A 20,195-nucleotide genomic window follows, 5' to 3' on the forward strand; every position below is an offset into this window, starting at 1 on the left:
TTGTCTCAGCCGATCAGGCAGCCGCACGCTCCAATCGAATGATGACGGCCTTCGATACCGGCGTGTTACTGCCGTCCGCGACGCTGTCGAGCGGCACGAGCACGTTCGCCTCCGGATAGTACGCGGCGGCGCAGCCGCGCGGCGTCGGATAGGCCACCAGCCGATAGCCCCGCAAGACCCGGTCGACGTTGTCGCTGAACTCGCTGTGCACATCGACCAGATCCCCGTCGGAAAACCCGAGGGCGATGAGGTCCTTCTTGTTGATGAAGACCACGTGCCGGCCCTTCTTGATCCCACGGTAGCGGTCGTCGAGCCCGTAGATGGTGGTGTTGAACTGATCGTGGCTGCGCAGGGTTTGCAGCACCAGTCGCCCGGGCGGTACCTCGAGGTGCTCGAGCGTATTCGTGGTCAGCATGGCTTTGCCGGTGGGGGTGTTGAAGGTGCGGGAGTCGCGTGGGCCATTCGGCAGCACGAACCCGCCCTCCTGGCGGATGCGTTCGTTGTAGTTCTCGCAGCCGCCGACCACATTGGCGATGTGATCGCGGATGCGGTCGTAGTCGGCTTCGAAACCGGCCCAGTCGACAGCAACCTTGTTCTTCAGCACGGCCTGGGCCAGCCGGGCGATGATCGCGACCTCGGAGAGCAGATTCGGTGACACCGGCTTGAGCTTGCCCCACGACGGGTGCACCGCGCAGACGGAATCCTCCACCGAGACGAACTGCTCCCCGCTGGCCTGGTGGTCGATTTCGGTGCGCCCCAGGGTCGGCAGGATGAGGGCTTCTGCGCCGGTCACGGCATGCGAACGATTGAGCTTGGTCGAGATCTGCACACTCATCTCGGTGCGCGTCATGGCGGCCTCGGCAATGCCGGTGTCACTCATGGCGGCGACGAAGTTGCCGCCGAGCCCGAGCCACACCTTCATCGACCCGTCGCGCATGGCGCGCACCCCGTCGACGGAATCGACGCCGTGCTCGCGGGGCGGGTCGAAGCCGAACTCGGCCTGCAGGGCGTCGAGGAAGGCCGGCGGCATCTGTTCCCAGATGCCCATGGTGCGGTCGCCCTGCACGTTGCTGTGGCCGCGGATCGGGGACGCCCCGGCACCGGGCTTGCCGATGTTGCCGCGCAACAGCAGCAGGTTGATGATTTCCTTGATGGTCTCGACTCCCTTCTTCTGCTGCGTCAGCCCCATCGCCCAGGTGATGATCACGCGATCGGCGTTGATGTATCGCTGCGCAAGTTCGTCGATCTGAGCCGCGCGCAGTCCCGTCGCGGCCAGCACCATCCGCTCGTCGAGGGCGGCCAGATGCTGCCGCAACTCGGGCAGCCCCTGGCAGTGTTCGTCGAGAAAGGACTGGTCGAGCACGGTTCCCGGCGCGGCAGCCTCGGCGTCAAGCACCCGTTTGGAGACGGCCTGCAGCAGGGCCATGTCGCCGCCGATGCGAATCTGCAGAAACTGGTCGGCAATGTCGGTGCCGTGGCCGATGATTCCGCGCACCCGCTGCGGGTTCTTATAGCGGCGCAGGCCCGCCTCCGGCAGCGGATTGACGGCGACGATCCGGGCGCCGGCGTCCTTGGCTTCTTCAAGCGCGGTAAGCATGCGCGGGTGATTGGTGCCAGGGTTTTGCCCCATGATGATGATCAGGTCGGCCTTCGCGAAGTCGTCGTAGCTGACCGTGCTCTTGCCGATGCCCACGGTCTGGCCCATGGCCCAGCCGGTGGATTCGTGACACATATTAGAACAGTCCGGCAGGTTGTTGGTGCCGTAGGCCCGCACGAACAGTTGGTAGGCGAAGGCGGCCTCGTTGGAGGCGCGACCGCTGGTGTAGAAGGCGGCCTGGTCGGGCGAGTCGAGCCCGTTGAGCTGGGCGGCGATCACGCGAAAGGCCTCTGGCCAGCTGACCGGCTGGTAGTGCTCGCTGCCGGCCGGCTTGTAGACAGGTTCGACCAGCCGGCCCTGCATACCGAGCCAGTATTCGCTCTTCTCCCGCAGGTCGGCAAGCGAATGCTCGGCCCAGAAACTGGTCGGGATGGTGATCGGGGTCGCCTCCCAGGTGACGGCCTTGGCGCCGTTCTCACAGAATTCGAAGGCTTTGCGCGTGCCCGGGTCGGGCCAGGCGCAGCTCATGCAGTCGAAACCGTCTTTCTGGTTCATCGACAGCAGGGCGCGCATCCCCCGCAGGGCACCCATCTGGGTGAGCGCCGGGTCCATGGAGTGCAGCACCCCGGGCACGCCGGCGGCCCAGGCCTTGGAATGAGTGACCTCGATGTCATCATCGGTGACGTCTTTGATCGGGGGTTCACTACTCATTCTGATCTCCGTTGCTCTGGTGCCGGCCGCGCGCTCGTCGCTGGCACGATACACCGACTGGAGCGGGAGCATCCGGTGCGACAGGAATCTCTTTTATACCCCCATGGGTATAGTCTGGGGACTCCTCCCCAACGAAAGGCACCCAAAATGTGCAGAGCCATCACCTGCAAGACCTGTCAGAAGACCACCTGGGCCGGGTGCGGCCAGCACGTCGACCAGGTCATGAAGGGCGTGCCGCGCAACCAGCGTTGTGAGGGTCACGTAAAGGAGAAATCCACCGGCGGATTCTTCGCCCGCCTGCTCGGTCGGTAGGGCAGGCCGGCCTCATCCGGTCATCTGTGCACGCAACACGCCGTCTACCCCGATAAGAGCGTCGGTACACTGAACACAGTCAGGAGCCGGCCGCATTCGACGTTCGCCTGACTTTGGTTGGGGGCGCGGATGAGCAGCAGGGCACGCACGACAGCGCGGAGGCCACTGCTCTCCAACTTCGTCTGCAAAACGGTCATGGCCCTCACCGGCCTGATCTTCTCGGCGTTCGTGCTCGTGCACATGGTCGGCAACCTCAAGGTGTACCTGGGCGGCGAACATTTCAACGATTACGCTCACTGGCTGCGGGAGGCGTTCGAACCGGTACTCCCTTACGAGGGATTGCTCTGGGTACTGCGCCTCGCCCTGCTCGCCAGCCTCGCCGGGCACGTCGCCTGCGCGGCGCTGCTCTGGCGTCGCGCCCGTGTCGCCCGCGGCCCGGTACGCCGACGACACGCGGGGTGGCGTTCTTTCACAGCACGCACCATGCCGGTGACCGGCCTCGTGCTGCTGTTCTTCGTGATCTTTCACGTGCTCGACCTGACCACCGGCACCGCGCCAGCCGCGAGCGGGGGGTTCGAAGCGGCGACCGTGAACACGAGTCACGCCTACGAAAATCTCGTGGCCAGCTTTCAACGCCCGCTGGCCGGTCTGTTCTACGCTCTCGCCATGATCGTGCTCGGCCTGCACGTGGCCCACGGCCTCTGGGCCGCAGCCAATGACCTCGGCGCGACCGGCCGGCGATTTCGCCAGGTGGCCGTCGTCGTCTCTGGCGTCGTGGCCCTGGTGATCATGCTCGGCAATATTTCGATCCCCATTTTCGTGCTGATCGGAGTACTGAAATGACCGCTCCACGCCCAACGGGTGCCGCTGCACCGGCTCTCACGCCGGCTCTCACGCCGGCTCTCACGCCGGACGACGTTCGCACGATCGGCGACGCGATCTCCGGCGGCCAGCCATCGCAGAGCGGACCAGACGCCTGGGCGGAACGCAAGCTGCACTACAAGCTCGTCTCGCCGCTGAACCGACGAAAATTCCGGATCATCGTGGTGGGCACCGGACTCGCCGGAGCGGCCTGCGCGGCCGCCCTCGGCGAGCAGGGCTACGACGTGCACGCCTTCACCTTTCACGACTCGCCCCGCCGCGCGCACAGCGTGGCCGCTCAGGGCGGCATCAACGCGGCCCGCGCCCGCAAGGTCGACAACGACAGCCTCGCCCGTTTCGTGAAAGACACCGTCAAGGGCGGCGACTTTCGCGCCCGCGAGGCCGACTGCTGGCGCCTCGCCGAGGAAAGCGTGCGCGTGATCGACCACCTCGACGCCATCGGCGCCCCGTTCGCCCGGGAGTACGGCGGCCAGCTGGCCACCCGTTCCTTCGGCGGCGTGCAGGTGTCACGCACCTATTACACCCGCGGGCAGACCGGGCAGCAGCTCGAAGTCGCCGCCTCGCAGGCACTGCTGCGTCAAGTCGCCGCCGGCACCGTCACGCTGCACACCCGCAGCGAGATGCTCGACCTCATCGTCGACGACGATGCCGCGGACAGCGCGGGCACGGGCGGTGCCGCCCGCGGCATCGTCGTGCGCGACCTGATCACCGGCCGCATCTGGTCGCAAACCGGCCACGCGGTCGTGCTCGCGACCGGCGGTTACGGCAACGCCTTCTTCAAGTCCACCCTCGCCAAGAACTCGAACGTTTCGGCCGCCTGGCGCGCGCACCGCCGCGGGGCCCTGTTCGCGTCGCCATCGTTCTTGCAGTTTCACCCGACGGCGCTGCCGCTCGGCTCGGACTGGCAATCCAAGACCATCCTGATGAGCGAATCGCTGCGCAACGACGGCCGCATCTGGGTTCCGGTGCAGCCGAATGACTCGCGCGCGGCGAACGACATTCCCGAAGCCGAACGCGACTACTACCTCGAACGCCGCTATCCCGCCTACGGCAATCTCGCCCCGCGCGATGTAGCCAGTCGCGCCGCCCGCGACGAGATCGAAGCCGGTCGCGGCGTGGGGCCCCTGCGAAACAGCGTCTACCTTGACTTTCGCGACCCGCTGGCCCGCCTCGGCCGCCCAGTGCTCGCCGAACGCTACGGCAACCTGTTCGAGATGTACGCCGACGCCACTGGCGACAGCCCCTATGACGTACCGATGCGCATCGCGCCGGGCGCGCACTTCGCGATGGGCGGGCTGTGGTCGGACTACGACCTCATGACCAGCATCCCCGGCCTGTTCGTGGGCGGCGAAGCCGGCTGGGCTTACCACGGCGCCAACCGGCTCGGAGCGAACTCGCTGCTCTCCGCCAACGTCGACGGCTGGTTCACCCTGCCGTACTCCATTCCCAACTATCTGGCGCCACTGCTCGGCACCCCGGTTCTCGCCGACGACGATCCGATGGTTCTGCGTGCGGTCTCCGAAACGCGGGCCGGCGTCGAGACGCTGGCCGCGTCGCCGGGCACGCAGGGACCCGACCGATTCCATCGGCGGCTGGGTGAGATTTTGTACGCGCACTGCGGGGTCAGCCGGTCGGCGGCGGGGCTGGCGGAGGGCATCCGCTTGATTCGGGAGCTGCGCAGCGATTTTCGCAACGACCTCCGCGTCGCGGGCAGTGCCGACGGCTTCAACCAGGAGCTCGAACGCGCCGGACGGGTGGCCGACTTCATCGACCTGGCCGAGTTGATGTGCATCGACGCGCTCGACCGCGACGAATCCTGCGGCGCACACTTTCGCATCGAGCACCAGCTCGGCGACGGCGAGGCCGCCCGGGACGACGAGAACTGGTCGTTCGTCTCGGCCTGGGAACGTGGGGCGACCGGCTCGTACCGACGCCATCAGGAACCCCTGCACTTCGAATCGGTTCAGCCGGAGACAAGGAACTACAAGACCTCGTGAAGCTCACCCTGAAAATTTGGCGCCAGGATTCGGCGCAGGCGGCCGGCCGGTTCGAAAGCTACTCGCTCGACGGTGCGGGCGAGGAGTTCACCCTGCTCGAAGCCCTCGACAAACTCAACGACACGCTCGTCGAGACCGGCCAGGTGCCGGTCTCGTTCGACTCCGACTGCCGCGAGGGAATCTGCGGCTCCTGCGGCGTGACCGTCGACGGCGTTCCGCACGGACCGATCGCGAATACCCCGTCGTGCCGGCAGCACCTGCGCAGCTTCACCGACGGCAGCACCGTCACGCTCGAGCCCTTTCGCTCCGGCGCTTTTCCCGTGGTGCGGGACCTCGCCGTCGACCGATCCGGACTCGACCGCATCATCGAGGGCGGCGGGTACGTCTCGATCGACGCCGGCACGGCAACGGATGCCGACGCCCACCAGGTCAGCCACGAAACGGCAGAAGCCGCCCTCGATTTCGCGGCCTGCATCGGCTGCGGGGCCTGCGTCGCCGCCTGCCCGAACGGCTCGGCGAGCCTGTTCACGGGCGCCAAGCTCATGCACCTCACCCTGCTGCCGACGACCCGTCAGGAGCGAGGCCAGCGCGCCGTCGGCATGACCGAGGCGATGGATGAAGAGTTCGGACCCTGCTCGGTCATCGGGGAATGCGTGGAGGTCTGCCCGGCCGGCATCCCGTTGACGGCGATCGCCGGCCTCAACCGCGAAAAGCTACGCTCGGTGCTGCGCGGCAAGGCGTCGTAAACGTTTCACCAGAGCCCGAGCACCTTCATCCACAGGCTTGCCGAGACCGTCCAGATGGCGATCAGCACGACGCTCATGATGAACCCCACCCGGAACCACTCCGAGGTCTTGACGTAGCCGGAACCGTAGATGACTCCGGCCGGGCCCGAGGCGTAGTGCGTGATCGCTCCGAACAGGTTGCCGATGAAGCCGAGCGTCAGCGCGGCGAACATCGGCGGGGCGCCGGACGCGATGGCTGCGCCGAGGAAGATCGCGTACATCGCCACAATCTGCGCCGTGTTCGACGCGAAGAAGTAGTGCGCGTAGAAGTAGGCGAGGGTGAGAATAGCGAAGGCGAGCATCCACGGCAGGCCTCCCACGGCGACGGCTACGGCGTCGCCGATCCAGCCGATGACGCCAAGCGCGTTGAGTTGGTCGGCCATGCCGACGAGCACGGAGAAGAAGATCAGCGTGCTCCAGGCTGAGACGTTCTCGGCCATGTCCTTCCAGGTCAGCACGCGGGTGACCAAGAGGATGCCGATGCCCACGAAAGCCGCGGCCGTCGCGCTGATGCCGAGCATACTCCCGAGCACCCAGAGCACGAGCAGCAGTACGAAGGTGCCGGTCATGACCAGCTCGCCGCGCGACATCCGTCCCATTTCGGCCAGTTCTTTACGAGCATAGGCGGGCGCTTCGGGCGTTTTGGTGATCGTCGGGCCGTAGACCTTGGACATCACCCAGGGCACGGCAACGAGGCTGAGCAGCCCGGGAACGAGGGCGGCAAGCGCCCAGTTGCCCCAGGTCACGTCGATGCCGAGATCGATCGCGGCCTGCTGGGCGATGGGGTTGCCGGCCATGGCGGTGATGAACATCGCCGAGGTGACGGCGTTGACCTGCACCGAGGTGAAGGCCAGATAGGAGCCGAGCTTGCGCCTCGAAGCGTCGGTGTCGGGCGTCGACCCCTGCTCGCGGCTGAGCGAGGCGATGATCGGGTAGAGCACTCCCCCATTGCGGGCCGTGTTCGACGGCGTCGCCGGAGCGAGGACGAGGTCGGTCAGGGCCAGGCCGTAGCTCAGTCCGAGGCTGGAAGCGCCGAGCTTGGAAATGAACCACAGGGCGATGCGGCGGCCGAGGCCGGTGAGCAGAAATCCCTCAGCGATGAAGAAGGCGGCCACGATCAGCCAGATCGTGGGGTTGGAGAAACCCTTGAGCGCCTCGGTGGCCGGGTCCATGGTGCCTGTGATCATGGCCAGCGCCAGCCCGAGCAGCGCAACGGATGGCGTGGGCAGCGGCTGCAGGATCAGCCCCAAAATTGTGCCGACGAAGATCGCCAGCATGTGCATGCCGCGAGCGTCGACGCCGTCGGGCGGCGGCACCAGATAGATCGCGAGCGTGACGAGAAGGATCGCTGCGACCTTGACGATCACAGTGCGTCGGCCGGGCGCCTCCGTGGCGACCGATGTGACGGTTGATTCGGTACTCATGATGTCTCCACGGTTGCTCGGCGCCTCCGACCAGTCGACCCGGCCGAAGCGGAACTCGTGGACGCGCGGGATCGTTCCCGCGTGACGTCACGCTTGCAATTTTAGCGTCATCGCCGCAAACCCGTCGACGACTACACTCGTTGCAATGACTCCTGATCAACTTTCCGAGGCAGCGACGAACGCACGTCGTTCTGTGCCGCGACTGCTGGGGCGGCTGGCCCTCGGGGGCTTCCTGCTGCTGGCCGGAATCAGCCATCTCACCTTCAATCGGGAGGCATTTCAGGCGCAGGTTCCCTCCTGGGTGCCCCTCGACTCGGACCTCGTCGTCGTACTCTCCGGAATCGCCGAAATCACCCTTGGACTCGCACTCGTCGCGCTGCAGCGGTGGCGGGTGGCTGTCGGCTGGACCGTGGCCGCATTCTTCGTGGCCATCTTTCCCGGCAACATCTCGCAATTCGTCTCGGCGACCGACTCGTTCGGGTTGAACTCGGATCTGTCTCGGGGCATCCGCCTCGCCTTTCAACCACTGCTCGTACTGTGGGCACTGTGGTCCACTGGTGCCTGGCGAGCCTGGCGCGGCAGCCGGCACCGTGAATCGGGTGCGACGCCTAGAGCGAAGTAGTGACGGGGCTTGAGCGCAACCACATGCCCGACGTGGGGTGAAACGGTAGCAGGACGTGCAGGAGGAGCCCGGACAGGGCGGTGAAGGCCATTGCTCCGATCGCGCCGAAATTCGTGGACTGTGCGTCGACGTCGCCCCCGGCCAGCGTCGTCAGCGTCCAGCCGAGCGCCCACAGCGCGGCCACGCCGATGGACCACAACCACCGTCGCCGGGCGCGGTGCGGTAGCGCGACAGCCTGAGCCGCACCGAGCACGAGTCCGGTGATCGCTCCCATCAGGGCCAGCTCGACCAACGTCGTGCGATAGTTGACGACGGTCGAGCCGAACAGCAGCCCGAGGCCCATGCCGATCCCGGTCAGGGGAATCCAGATCAGCGGATCGAGACGACGCCGACTGACCAGCACCTGTCCGACGCCGATGACGACCCCGCAGACCGCGCCGCCGATCAGCGCCGACACGGGATTGCTGACCCGCCCACCGACCGCCGTGCCCGCCAGGCCCGCTATCGGAAAAGCAAGGAACCCGATCAGCCAGAGCAGCCAGGTGGAGAGAAAGGTGGGGTTACGAAAGCTGGGATTACGGTGGAGGCGCCGCGTGCTGGTCACGATTCTGCTCCAGTCCCAAACGCCGGTCGGTGGGGTGCTCCGGTCGGCCAGAAGATCTGAAGTCCGACACACAGACATGGTACGCCCAGGCCAGTGCACCGCGACAGCTGGTAGGCACACCCGGCAACGACCCCGCAGCAGGGCCGGCGCCACCACTACTGGGCTGGAGTGCCCATGTCTTCGGACCACACGGCAGTCGCCCCGCTGTGACCGATCAGGATGGCCTGCACCATTGTGCCCGACGAAGCCCCAAGCGCCGCAACGGCGATGGCGATGGCAACCCACTGCGGCGCACGGGTCGTTGGTGCCTTCTTGAGGTTCCACCAGAACAGCACCGCGGCGATGAGGACCATTCCGATCACCCAGGGCAGCATTCCTTCGGCCAGGTCAGCGTGAGTTTCAATGAGGGCGCTCTCGGAAACCCGTTCTTCCAGGGCCTCCCCCGATTCGGTCGACAACGGCACGAGCACGAGCGCAGCCAGGGTCAGCCCGAGCGGCAGGAGCTTGGCCCAACGGCGAAAGCGCGGCCAGAATGCTGCCAAAAGCAGGATCAGCGCCGCGGTCGGAACCACGACCTCGGTCGCGTGCACGATAAGCGGATGCATGGGCAGACCGAAAAATGTGTCAAGCATGGTTATCTCCACAGGTAAGTCGTCTCGGCGCAGGTTCTTCAGATCAAACGTGCGTCTCTACATCGATGCTAGAGACGGGGGTCTGCCATCGCTATGTAGGACAGCCTGCGCTAAGCGGAGGCGGCGTCCCCGCCAGGTGCGGATGTCGCGACCATCTACTCCTGCTAAGTACCGCTAAGCCGCGGCTTGCGGCGACGCCAACGGCGTGATGTAGGAGTAGCCGCTGGCGGTGTTCTTGGTGATCGACAGCACGAGCTGCATGTGTGGCTCGAGCGCGGTGACCTTGTCGAGGGGCGCGCCGACGATGAGCTGAAAGCCGAGCCCCTTCCACGCGGCGACGGCCCGGCCGGCGAACTCGGCGTCGGATTTCACGAAGCCCTCGTCGAGGAACACTGGGGCGAAGCGCGGCCGGGTGCGGCTTTCATCGCCGAGCTGAAAGCGCAGGGCTGCACCGACGACGAACGCCACGAGTTCCTGCGACTCGCCACCGCTCTTGCCGCCGAGCGAGGAGTAGGTGCTGACTTCCACGCCCTCCGGCGTCACCCGCACCGCGGTGATCTCCACGTGAGCGCGCACGTCGAGCAGCAGCTCGCGCTGCGCGGTACTGGAGCCGGTCAGGCCGTCGGGTCGACGGATCAGAATCATGAACTGCTGCAGCCGGGTGAACCGGTCTTCCGTTTCATCGTCGGTGAGCTGTTCCGTCGACCCCGAGGAGAGCGCCTTGAGCTCCTTGCGAAACGCGGTCGCGTCATCGCGGTGCAGGCGGCGCAGCGAAATTTGCAAGCGGTCGCGGGTCGCACCGAACGGAAGTGTTGCGAGGATTTCATTGATTGGCCGCAGGCGGTCTTCGATCTCCTCGATCGCCGTGTTGAACGCGCCGGTGAGCGGCACGAGGTCCTGCCCGCTCCACGTTTCCAGATGACGTTTCCATTCCTGACGCCGCTCCGACAAGCCGAGGGTGCGGATGGCATCGAGGATGTCGGTATAGCTCGTGACCGATTCAAGCGCGACGCCGATGTTCGGGTCGGGCCAGCGGGCCTGGTAGCTCTCGAAGATGCCGATCATGGTGGCTCGGTCGCGTGCGGCGAGGCCCCGATCCTGCGCCGATTGGGCGATGAGTCTTTCACGCAGGCGCTTCAGGCCGCCGGGAAAGCCGGCGAGATCGTTCTGGTCGGTGACGAGTGCGAACTGCTCGCTGAGGTGTGCGGAATGCTCCTCGGACAGGGTCAGAGTCGCACCCCGTTCAATCTGCTCGAGCCGGTCGGTCACCGTGTCCTGCGCGTCGACAAGGGCGCCCTGCTCGTCACCCAGCGCCGCGCCGGTCTGCTCGGTCAGGTGCTTGAGCTTCTGGGCGGCGTCGAGTTCCAGCAGGAGCCGGCCCTCTTCGTCACTGAGGGCTCGCAGGATGTCGCTGCCGGCCAGCATCCGCTCTTGTTCGGACTGCTTCGCGAGAATGCGTGCCGCGGCGGCTGCAACGTCGATTGATGACCAGTCGGTGTCGAGAATGTGCTGGTGAGCGGCTTGACGCCCCCGCAGCTCACCGAGTTGCTCGGCAATAGCGGATGCCCGCCCCGCGGCAGCGTCGGCCACCAGCGCCTGCGCACTCAACTCCGCCGCAATGTCGTCGAGTCGGGCGCGGCTGGAAAACCCAATGATCGATTTCTGGCCCGCGTTCGCACCGTGCGCGCCGCGGGAACCGTTGCGGGTCTGCCCGCTCGGGGTCACCCGTGCGCCGGACCAACCGGATTCAGCCGGGCCCCCCAGGTCGGACGGGCCGGGCACACACAGGGCGTCGAGGTTCGATGACCTGAGGCGCGCCTGCACCCAGCTGCTGAACGGCGAGTTTTTCACGTCGAGCTTGCCCGACACGTAGCGGGAGTCTCCGGCGCGGTGCTGGTGCGGCTGCAGCGCCACGCCCTCGAAGTGGATGCGCAGCGGCAGCTGCAGCGGATCGATCGCCGCGCTCAGCTGCGCGAGCCGGGTTTCATCGACGAGCAGCACCCGTACGACCGACGCCAGGGTCACCTCTGCGGCCTGCCGCCACTGCTCCTCGCCGGCGGCGAGGTCGATCAATTCGGCCAGGAACGGCAGTTCCTCGGGCGGAATTGCCGCGGCCTCGGCGATCATCAGCCGGGCGTTGTGCAGGGCGAACGGCACCAGGCTCTCCCGCCCGGTCAGAAACACCCGTTCCTGCTTGAGTGAGCGGATGCCCTCCTCCACCGGGTATAACTCACGTTGCAGCGCCGAGCGAGTCGCTTCCAGTGCCGTCTCGGCGGCCGTGAACCCGGTAGCAAACAGGTCAGCGCCCTGCTGGGCGGCTGCAAACGCCGCGGCGGAATCGATCGGCGCGGAATCGATCGACGCCGCCAGCGAACGCACCCGGGCATCGAAAGCAGTGCGCTCACGAGCCACCTGGTCGTGCTGCTCGCCCAGCTGCACGAGTTCGGCCTGCAGCCGTTCGAGCACGTCGCCGCCATTATCGCGCTGCTGCTGTTGCAGCTGGGCGACCCGGGTCTTCAGCGCCGTTTCGGTGTCGCGGGCCTTGGCCCTGGCGGTCTCGTTCTCACGGCGGGCGGCCCGGTTGGTGTCGGCGGCGTTCTCCAGCAGGGTGTGCTCGGCCATCAGCTGCCAGAGCACGAAGGGGGTGTTCCCTGGCCGGTGCACCCCGAACGTGTCGACCAGGTCGGCCTGGGCGGTCGCGGCCTCGTAGGACTGGTGGAGCTGGGGCAGGCGTTCGAGCACCTGGGCCTTCTGCGCCTCGGTGACCATGGCGCCGTAGGAACGTTCGAGATCTTCGAAGTGGTCGACCGCCTTGTCGGCGGCGGCGAAGGTCGCGGGCTCTTCGAGCACCATCGACTTGTACAGGCCGTCGACCGTTTTGACCTGCTGGCCGGCCTGGATGCGGGCGAGCAGGCGCAGGGCCTTACCGCCCTCGCCGTTCGCGCCGATGCCGAGCCGGGTGTACAGGGTCTGGGCGAAGGCCGCGTAGGTGTCGAACACGTCGAGGCCGTCGAACCGGGACTTGAGTGCACGTTTATCGAACCGACTCTCGGCGCAGGAGGCGAGGTCGCGCAGGTCCAGGCTCCCGTCGGTCGTGGCCATTTTCATGGTGACGTCGGCGAATTTGTGGGTGCCGCGCGGCACGAAGTAGGCCCGCAGCACGGTGAATCGGCGTTCGTTGTCATCAATAAAGGTGAGAGCGACGGCTCCCCAGGTGGCTTCGTGCGCACCCCGCAGCACCTGGTCGGTCAGTTCACCCGTGCCGGCTTCCCGGTTGGTGTCGGTCTTTCCGCGCAGGTAGGTCATCAGGTTGCGCTGGTCGACGCTTCGGGCGCGCCCCGAGCCGGCATCGTTGGAGGCCCCGTTGAACGGAGTGTCGGAGGGCATCATGAGAGCGAGATAGGCGTCGAGCAGGCTGCTCTTGCCCGTGCCGGACGCACCGGAGACGAGGGTGGCCTGCCGGGCAAAGTCGATCTCATGGTGGCCGTGAAAACCGCCCCAGTTGACCAACTGCATCGATTCGGCCCGCCACTGGGTGGTGCCCTCGGTAGCGCCGTCGATGTAGAACAGCGGGGAATCGTTCATACCAGGGGCTCCAAAAGGGTTTCTTCGCGGTTTTCAGCGCTGTTTTCTTCGCGCAGCCAGTCGAGCAGCTCACCGAGGCGTTCCACCGACAAGAGCACCTCAATCACCGCCGAGATGCGAAACCGGTCCGGATCACTGGTTTTCAGCAGCACCCGCGCCTTGGCCAGGCTGTCGACCGCGGCCGCTGCCTTGCGGGCGTCTCCGGAAAGGTCAGTGGCGTACTCGGGGCGAAAGTGCGCGACGTTCTCGACCAGGTTGTCGCGGTCGACCAGCACGATCTCCTGGCCGTTGGCTCGTTCGCTGCGAAAACGCTGTCGCAGCAGCACGAGCAGAATGGTCTCTTCGCGGGTGTAGGCCACGTCGTGCAACAGTGTGGGAAACCGTTCGCCGCCCTCAGCGATGGCTTGTCGCTTGAACGCGACCTCGTAGTGCCGGTCGACGTGCAGGTCGAGAAAGACGTCGTTGAGGCGCGATTTGAGCAGGCTCTGCGACTTGAGCAGGGTCTGCCATTCGGCCGGCTGCAGGGCCGCCGAGATGTAGCGGTGCTTCAGCAGCAGCACGAGGGTGCGGCGTTGCTCCGCGCTGAGCCCGCCCTCGTCTCCCTCGAACAGGGACAGGCTCGCCGGTTCGCTGTCGATACCGGTGTACTCGACCACATCGCCGTCGGTCATGTCGTCAGTCATATTGCCGGTCAGGTCGTCATTCATGCTCGGAACCCAAATTCTGGGCGGCCAGGGCCGCCATGTCGTCGTTGGTCAGGGTGCGGCGCGGCAGGTCGAAAACCCGCACCGAGCCATCCGGTCGCACCGTTTCGAAGCTCTCAAGGCCGGGCTGAACGGCGGGCACGCCCAGCTGGGCGGCCAGTTGCAGCAGGCCGAGAATCTCGACCGGCCGGCGCAGGCTGGCGTCGAGCGCGTTGAACGCGCTGCCAACGGATGCGGCCTCCCCCGCCCCGGAAGCCGCCCCGGATCCCGCCGCGAACGCCGCCACCAGCGCGTCGCGCAGTTCTTCGAGCAGCGGCCCGCCCTGCTGACGCAGGTCGCCGAGGCTCGGCCCGGCCGGTGCAGCAGAGGACACATCGACCAGCGCCGGCGGACCCCGGTGAGCGACCGGGTCGTAGAAGCGCTCACGCAGATGCTCGACCTCGAGTCGGCCGGGCATGAGTTCGGCGGTGACCGTGGAGCGCGGGCCGGCGGTCAGCATCCAGGTGGCCAGTTCGCGGTTGATATCGCGCAGCACGTGTTCGAGCTCGCGGTCTTTCACCACGTCATGGTTGACGATGTGCTCGCGCAGGGTGGTGGTGAGCCCCTTGCGCTGGGTCAGCACGTCGTCGATGCCCTTGCGCAGCAGGGTCACGGTACTCATGAAGCTGCGGCGCTCGTTCAGGCTCAGTTCGAGGGCGAACGGGTGCAGCAAAATCGTCTCGAGGTCGGCTTTGAGCCCCTGTATGAGGGTGTCGTTGCGCAGCAGCGTGAACGCGCCCTCGAAGGCGCGACCCTCAGCGGTCGACGACATGAGGGCATCCGTTTTGGCGAGGTAGTCGTCGAGGACCTCGCTGATCGGGCGTTGCTCACCGCGAAAGTCGTTGATGATTTGTCGGTGCATGGCCGCGACCGACTCTTCGACGCGTTTGAAGTCGCTCGGCAGCTGCGCGATGAGGTCGATGAGGTTGGCGTAGCCCTCGTGCATCTGTTCGTTCGAGGCGGCCGCAATCAAGCCTCCGTCGGCGAGGCGGTCACGTTCGCTGGTCAGTTCATCGATCTGCTGGTCGAGGCGGCGCACCCGCTCCTCGCGATCGGGGTTGGCCTCGGTGGCGCGGTGCCGCACCGTGTCGACGATCGTGGCGAGGCGGGATTCGCTGATCAGCGCCCGATCGCCGGCGAGACCGTCGACCAGCAGCAGGGCTTCGAGGGCGTGGCTGGTGAGTGAGTAGTGCTCGTCACTTCCCTCATCGCCGTCGCGGAGCTCGCGGTACAGCCAGAGGTCGTTCATCCACTGCACGCAGAGGGCCCGGCCGGTTTTCTCGGGGGCGTCGATGCCGGTGCTGCGGAGGTCGGCGAGGTAGGCATCCACCTGGGTGTGCAGCAACTCGCAGGGAACGCTGCGGCGATCACGGCTGAACGAACTCTTGAACACCGCGAGCACGAACGGCGCCCATTTGCGGTCGAGCAGGCGCAGGGTGGGTTTGTCGAAGGCTTCGCGCACCCGCGCCAATTCGCCCGCAATATCACTCAATAGCTGGTTCCTCTCCAGCTCTCCACTTTAACCGACTGGCCGGGTGCCCCCGTACGGTGGCCAACCCAAATACGTCGGGCCGCCAATGTGCAACTTTGTGTCGCAGAATTTCTTTGGGTGAACAAGAAAGCGGCGAGCGGGCGACCCGAGCGAGACGCCTGCGGCAGAGTTTCGCCATGACTACTCCAGCAGAGGCCAACCAGAACCCGACCCGCCAGCACGCCACTCGTCAACTGCATCTAAACGCGTTCCTCATGAGCACAGGCCACCACGAGGCATCCTGGCGGCTGCCGGAAAGCAACGGCCTGGCCGGCACTGACGTCGCGCACTTTCAACGTCTCGCACGAATCGCCGAAGCTGGCCGGTTCGATTCGATCTTCTTCGCCGACTCCCCGGTGTTGGGGGGCGACGTGGGGCGCCGTCCCTCCGCCACGCTCGAACCCACCGTGCTGCTGACCGCGATCGCCGCAGTCACCGAGCACATCGGCCTGATCGCCACGGCGAGCACCACGTACAACGACCCGTACAATCTGGCCCGCCGGTTCGCCTCGATCGACCATGTGAGCGGTGGCAGAGCCGGATGGAACGTGGTGACCACAGCCGGTGACGAGGCGGCGAAGAACTTCTCGCAGCCCGGCCAACTCGCCCATTTCAGCCGGTACGAGCGGGCGTCGGAGTTTCTCGACGTGGCGCAGAAACTTTGGGACAGCTGGGACGACGACGCCACCGTCGTCGACAAGGCTTCGGGCGTTTGGGCCGACCACGACAGGGTGCACGCCATCAACCACGAGGGTGAACATTTCCAGGTGCAGGGCGCGCTCACCGTGCCACGGTCGCCGCAGGGCCATCCGCTCATCGTGCAGGCGGGTTCCTCGGAAGACGGTAAGAATTTCGCCGCCGAGCATGCCGAAGCCGTGTTCGTCGCCCACCAAACGCTCCAAGATGCGCAGGCGTTCTACGCCGACCTCAAACAGCGCACGAGAGACCTCGGCCGCGACCCGGAGAGCATCAAGATTCTGCCCGGCATCGTGCCGATCATTGCAGCCACCGAAGCGGAGGCTCGCCTGCTCGAGCAGCAGCTTGAAGATCTGATCCAGCCGGAATTCGCCCGCCAGCGGCTGGCGAGCCTGCTCGGTCGTTCGCCCGCGTCGCTCCCGCTCGATGAGCAGCTGCCGGCTGATCTGCCCCACGAAGACGCCATCGAGGGGGCGAAGAGTCGCTACACCCTCGTCGTTGAACTGGCGCGCCGGGAACACCTCACCGTGCGCCAGCTAATCGGCCGGCTCGGCGGCGGCCGCGGACACCTCGTGGCCGTCGGAACGGCAACGCAGATCGCCGACACGATCCAGACCTGGTTTGAATCGAAAGCGGCCGACGGCTTCAACATCATGCCCGCCGTGCTGCCGTCCGGGTTGCAAACCTTCGTCGAACAGGTCCTACCGATTCTGCGTGCGCGCGGCCTGTTCCGCACCGAGTACGCCGGCAGCACCCTGCGTGAACACTATGGACTCCCCCGCCCGCAGAGCCGCTTCGCCGTCGAGCGCTCGCTGCTCGGCGCATCCGCCTGACCCGCCAGAAAAGGACTGATCATGAATCGAAAACCCCTCACCACCCTCGGCACCGCCATCCTCGTCGCCCTGGCTGCGCCGCTTTTCACCAGCGGATGCTCCGGCTCCGCCGCCGCCGACACCGAGATCACCACCATCCGCTACCAGGGCGCGCCCAACACCGTGAGCCTGATCGAGTTGGCCGGGGAACTCGGCTACCTCGGCGACCTCGATCTCGACTGGGTGAGCAACACCACGAGCGGGCCGCAGAGCATCCAGTCGGTCGCCACCGACGAGACCGACATCGGCGGTGCCTTCTCCGGCGCCGTCGTGAACCTGATCGAAGCCGGCGCCCTGGTCACGGCGGTCATCAACTATTACGGCGAAGACGAGAAGACCTTTACCGGCTACTACGTGCTCGAGGACAGCCCGATCCACACGGCACGCGACCTGATCGGCAAGAAAATCGGCGTGAACACGCTCGGAGCCCACCACGAAGCCGTGATCAGGACCTACCTGCAGGCCAGCGGCCTCAGCCCGAACGAGATCGCCCGGGTGGAACTCGTCGTCGTCCCGCCCAACGACACCGAACTGGCCGTGCGCCGAGGTCAGCTCGACGTCGGAACCCTCGGCGGGGTCTTGCAGGACAACGCACTCGCCGTCGGCGGCGTGCGTGCGCTGTTCACCGACATCGGAGTGGTGGGCGGTGCCTTCGACGCCGGCCAGTACGTGCTGCGCAACGATTTCATCGACGCGAACCCCGCTACCTCGAAGAAGCTCGTCACCGGCATCGCCCAGGCGATCGAGTGGCAACGCAAAACTCCCGTCGACGAGGTGATCGCCACCTTCACGAAGATCATCGACGAACGCGGCCGCAACGAGAACACATCGACACTCAAGTATTGGAAGAGCGTAGGGATCGCCCGCACCGGCGGCGAAATCACCAACCAAGACTTCACCCGGTGGGCCGGCTGGCTCAAGGAATCGGGTGCCGTCACCACCAGGCTCACCCCGAGCGACTATTACACCAACGAGTTAAACGGTCTGCTCGATGCTGGACAGGAGTAGACCATGAGTCCCAAAATCAGCCTGCGGGGTGTGAGCAAGGAGTTTCGCATCCGCCCGTCGAAGGACCAGCCGCAGGGCGCCGTGCTTACCGCCCTCGACAATGTCAGCCTCGACGTTTCCGCAGGGGAGTTCCTCACGCTGGTGGGACCGAGCGGCTCCGGCAAGACCACCCTTCTCGACATTCTCGCCGGCCTGTCCCGACCGTCGTCCGGCAGCGTGTTCGTCGACGGCGCCCCGATCACCGGCTCTGGCCGCGACCGTGCCGTCGTGTTCCAGCAGTACGCTCTGTTCCCCTGGCGCACCGCAGCGGCCAACGTGACTTTCGGGCTCGAGGGGCATCGGCCGGGCGTACCTCGGCTCTCGAAGCGGCAACGCGTCGACAAGGCAAGCGAGTACCTCGACCTCGTGGGACTCACCGGTTTCGAAGACCGCTACCCGCACGAGCTCTCCGGCGGCATGAAGCAGCGCGTCGCCATTGCCCGCAGCCTCGCCTACGAACCCGACATCCTGCTCATGGATGAACCTTTCGCCGCGCTCGACGCCCAGACCCGGGAGCAGCTGCAGGGCGAGCTGCTGCGCATCTGGAAGGCCACCGGCAAGACAATCGTCTTCATCACGCACGGCATCGAAGAGGCCGTGTACCTGGGCCAGCGGGTCGCGGTGCTCAGCGCACGCCCCGGTCGGCTCAAACAGATCGTCGACATCGACCTCGGCGAGCGCAGCACCACCGAGGATGTGCGATCGAGCCCGGCCTTCGTCGCCCATCGCCATGAGATCTGGTCGCTGCTGCACGATGAAACTCGCGCAGCCCAGGATGCCGGCCACCACAAGATCCTGCCCGACGGTACGGCACCCGACGAGCAGAGCCAGCAGAAGGTAGCAGCCCGATGACCGCGACACTGGTTCGCGAGCGCCCTACCAACGTGACGGATGCTGCGGGCACACGCCCGCTGCCCGCGGGCGACGTACGTCCGACCAGTGCGGCCCTGCTCACGTTTACGCGGCGTGCCCTGTGGAAGTCGGGGGCGATCGGGCTCTTCCTGCTGTTGTGGGAATTCGGGCCGATCTACCTCGCCGACGAGACCACCCGGGTGTTCATGCCGCCGCTGCACGAGGTACTGGCCGCCGGGGCCAGCCTTCTCGCCAACGGGCAGCTGCAGGAACACTTGGCTGCGAGCCTCACCCGGTCCATCACCGGGTTTACTGTGGCCGTGGCGTCGGCGATTTCGCTCGGCCTGCTCGTGGCCTGGTACCGCGCTCTCGACAGTTTTCTCACCCCGCTGCTCGAGCTGTTTCGCAACACGGCCGCGCTCGCGCTGCTGCCGGTGTTCATTCTGCTGCTCGGCATTGGCGAACTGTCGAAGATCAGCATCGTGGCCTTCGCAGCGTTCTTCCCGGTGCTTCTCAACACCATCGCCGGGGTGCGCACGGTCGACCCGCTGCTCATTCGCGCGGCGCGGTCGCTCGGGCTTTCGAACTTTCGGCTGTTCCAGAAGGTGATCCTCCCCTCGGCAGTGCCCACAATCTTTACGGGCATTCGCATGGCCGGAACCTCCTCCATTCTCGTGCTGATCGCCGCCGAGATGGTGGGAGCGAAGGCTGGGCTCGGGTATCTGATCGTGAATGCGCAGAGCAGCTTTCTCATTCCCGACATGTATGCCGGCATCCTCACGGTGTCGCTGCTCGGCCTCACGGTGAACTTTCTGCTGGTCGGCCTTGAACAGCACTTCTCCCGCTGGCGCACCGCCGTCGGCGCCCAGTCCCTCTGAACCAACCTGCCCCCGGTACTACCAATGTAAGGAGATCCCATGCCCGTCATCACCGAAACCCTCTGGGCGGTGCACTCCAACGACTATGACTACTCGGTGCCGAAGAACCTCGAGCACGACAATACCGAGGTGCGCCGTGCGGAGTTCACCCGGGTGAAGTACGAGTCGGCACACCCCGTGGTGCGCGTGCACCCGCTGACCGGCGAACGCGGTCTGGTCATCGGCGGTTTCGCGCAGCGACTGCAGATCGTTGGGCTCTCCACTACGGAGTCCCGCAACTTTCTGCGACTGCTGCAGGGTGATTCGTCACAGTACTCGGAGACCGTGGCGCTCGCTGCCTGACGTTCAGGACCGGTCGGTGGCGCGTAGGGTAATTCACCCCCTGCGCGCCACTTTTTTCGGCACCTTTACGCTGTGCGTCGGTG

Annotated in this window: 16 protein-coding genes and 1 pseudogene; 10 read left to right on the plus strand and 7 right to left on the minus strand. The window is 66.1% G+C overall.

From position 1 onward, the window contains the following. Positions 1-13: 13 nt before the first annotated feature. Positions 14-2,308, minus strand: coding sequence for an FdhF/YdeP family oxidoreductase (locus BMW72_RS13225; RefSeq protein WP_092111311.1), 2,295 nt, complete (start codon positions 2,306-2,308; stop codon positions 14-16). 147 nt (positions 2,309-2,455) lie between these two features. Between BMW72_RS13225 and BMW72_RS18800 the strand changes: the two genes are divergently transcribed. The 4 genes from BMW72_RS18800 to BMW72_RS13245 all read left to right on the plus strand — a co-directional run bounded on the left by BMW72_RS18800 (position 2,456) and on the right by BMW72_RS13245 (position 6,245). After that, on the plus strand, positions 2,456-2,620 hold the full coding sequence (locus BMW72_RS18800) for a hypothetical protein (protein ID WP_092111313.1): 165 nt from the start codon (positions 2,456-2,458) through the stop codon (positions 2,618-2,620). Between the two features lie 129 nt (positions 2,621-2,749). After that, on the plus strand, positions 2,750-3,463 hold the full coding sequence (locus BMW72_RS13235) for a succinate dehydrogenase cytochrome b subunit (protein WP_092111315.1): 714 nt from the start codon (positions 2,750-2,752) through the stop codon (positions 3,461-3,463). Beyond that, on the plus strand, positions 3,460-5,499 hold the full coding sequence (locus tag BMW72_RS13240) for a fumarate reductase/succinate dehydrogenase flavoprotein subunit (RefSeq protein ID WP_092111317.1): 2,040 nt from the start codon (positions 3,460-3,462) through the stop codon (positions 5,497-5,499). Before BMW72_RS13235 ends, BMW72_RS13240 begins: the two co-directional genes overlap by 4 nt. Continuing rightward, positions 5,496-6,245, plus strand: coding sequence for a succinate dehydrogenase/fumarate reductase iron-sulfur subunit (locus BMW72_RS13245; protein ID WP_092111319.1), 750 nt, complete (start codon positions 5,496-5,498; stop codon positions 6,243-6,245). Before BMW72_RS13240 ends, BMW72_RS13245 begins: the two co-directional genes overlap by 4 nt. A gap of 5 nt (positions 6,246-6,250) precedes the next feature. On the opposite strand, the gene BMW72_RS13250 is transcribed toward BMW72_RS13245, so the two are convergent. Continuing rightward, positions 6,251-7,708, minus strand: a complete 1,458-nt coding sequence (locus BMW72_RS13250) for a DASS family sodium-coupled anion symporter (protein ID WP_092111321.1) — start codon at positions 7,706-7,708, stop codon at positions 6,251-6,253. Positions 7,709-7,853: 145 nt separating this feature from the next. Between BMW72_RS13250 and BMW72_RS13255 the strand changes: the two genes are divergently transcribed. Next, the gene (locus BMW72_RS13255; protein WP_092111328.1) at positions 7,854-8,330 is read left to right on the plus strand and encodes a DoxX family protein; all 477 of its coding nucleotides are present in this window, start codon (positions 7,854-7,856) and stop codon (positions 8,328-8,330) included. Here BMW72_RS13255 and BMW72_RS13260 read toward each other — a convergent pair. The 5 genes from BMW72_RS13260 to BMW72_RS13280 form a co-directional block, all read right to left on the minus strand. Then, complete coding sequence (locus BMW72_RS13260; protein WP_092111330.1) at positions 8,317-8,934, minus strand: hypothetical protein; 618 nt, start codon at positions 8,932-8,934, stop codon at positions 8,317-8,319. The two genes, BMW72_RS13255 and BMW72_RS13260, sit on opposite strands and share 14 nt — an antisense overlap. Positions 8,935-9,089: 155 nt before the next feature. After that, on the minus strand, positions 9,090-9,566 hold the full coding sequence (locus BMW72_RS13265) for a DUF2231 domain-containing protein (RefSeq protein WP_198410991.1): 477 nt from the start codon (positions 9,564-9,566) through the stop codon (positions 9,090-9,092). 174 nt (positions 9,567-9,740) lie between these two features. Then, positions 9,741-13,151 (minus strand): ATP-binding protein, encoded by a 3,411-nt coding sequence (locus BMW72_RS13270; protein WP_092111334.1) that lies wholly within the window; start codon positions 13,149-13,151, stop codon positions 9,741-9,743. After that, positions 13,148-13,858 carry a DUF4194 domain-containing protein gene (locus BMW72_RS13275; RefSeq protein ID WP_092111336.1) on the minus strand — a complete coding sequence of 237 codons (711 nt, stop codon included), beginning with the start codon at positions 13,856-13,858 and terminating at the stop codon, positions 13,148-13,150. The genes BMW72_RS13270 and BMW72_RS13275 overlap by 4 nt, the downstream gene beginning before the upstream one ends. Next, positions 13,851-15,386 carry a DUF3375 family protein gene (locus tag BMW72_RS13280; protein ID WP_166787687.1) on the minus strand — a complete coding sequence of 512 codons (1,536 nt, stop codon included), beginning with the start codon at positions 15,384-15,386 and terminating at the stop codon, positions 13,851-13,853. Before BMW72_RS13280 ends, BMW72_RS13275 begins: the two co-directional genes overlap by 8 nt. A 176-nt stretch (positions 15,387-15,562) precedes the next feature. Here BMW72_RS13280 and BMW72_RS13285 point away from each other — a divergent pair, with 176 nt between their 5' ends. The 5 genes and pseudogenes from BMW72_RS13285 to BMW72_RS13305 all read left to right on the plus strand — a co-directional run. Beyond that, complete coding sequence (locus BMW72_RS13285) at positions 15,563-16,954, plus strand: LLM class flavin-dependent oxidoreductase (protein WP_092111339.1); 1,392 nt, start codon at positions 15,563-15,565, stop codon at positions 16,952-16,954. Positions 16,955-16,975: 21 nt separating this feature from the next. Beyond that, on the plus strand, positions 16,976-18,001 hold the full coding sequence (locus BMW72_RS13290; protein WP_092111341.1) for an ABC transporter substrate-binding protein: 1,026 nt from the start codon (positions 16,976-16,978) through the stop codon (positions 17,999-18,001). Positions 18,002-18,004: 3 nt separating this feature from the next. Continuing rightward, positions 18,005-18,892, plus strand: a complete 888-nt coding sequence (locus BMW72_RS13295) for an ABC transporter ATP-binding protein (RefSeq protein ID WP_092111343.1) — start codon at positions 18,005-18,007, stop codon at positions 18,890-18,892. After that, complete coding sequence (locus BMW72_RS13300; protein WP_092111345.1) at positions 18,889-19,770, plus strand: ABC transporter permease; 882 nt, start codon at positions 18,889-18,891, stop codon at positions 19,768-19,770. Before BMW72_RS13295 ends, BMW72_RS13300 begins: the two co-directional genes overlap by 4 nt. A gap of 54 nt (positions 19,771-19,824) precedes the next feature. Next, positions 19,825-20,067: pseudogene (locus BMW72_RS13305) on the plus strand (TauD/TfdA dioxygenase family protein); the annotation flags it as partial. Positions 20,068-20,195: the final 128 nt, after the last annotated feature.

It is taken from the genome of Cryobacterium luteum, from assembly GCF_900110125.1.
Taxonomy (GTDB): domain Bacteria; phylum Actinomycetota; class Actinomycetes; order Actinomycetales; family Microbacteriaceae; genus Cryobacterium; species Cryobacterium luteum.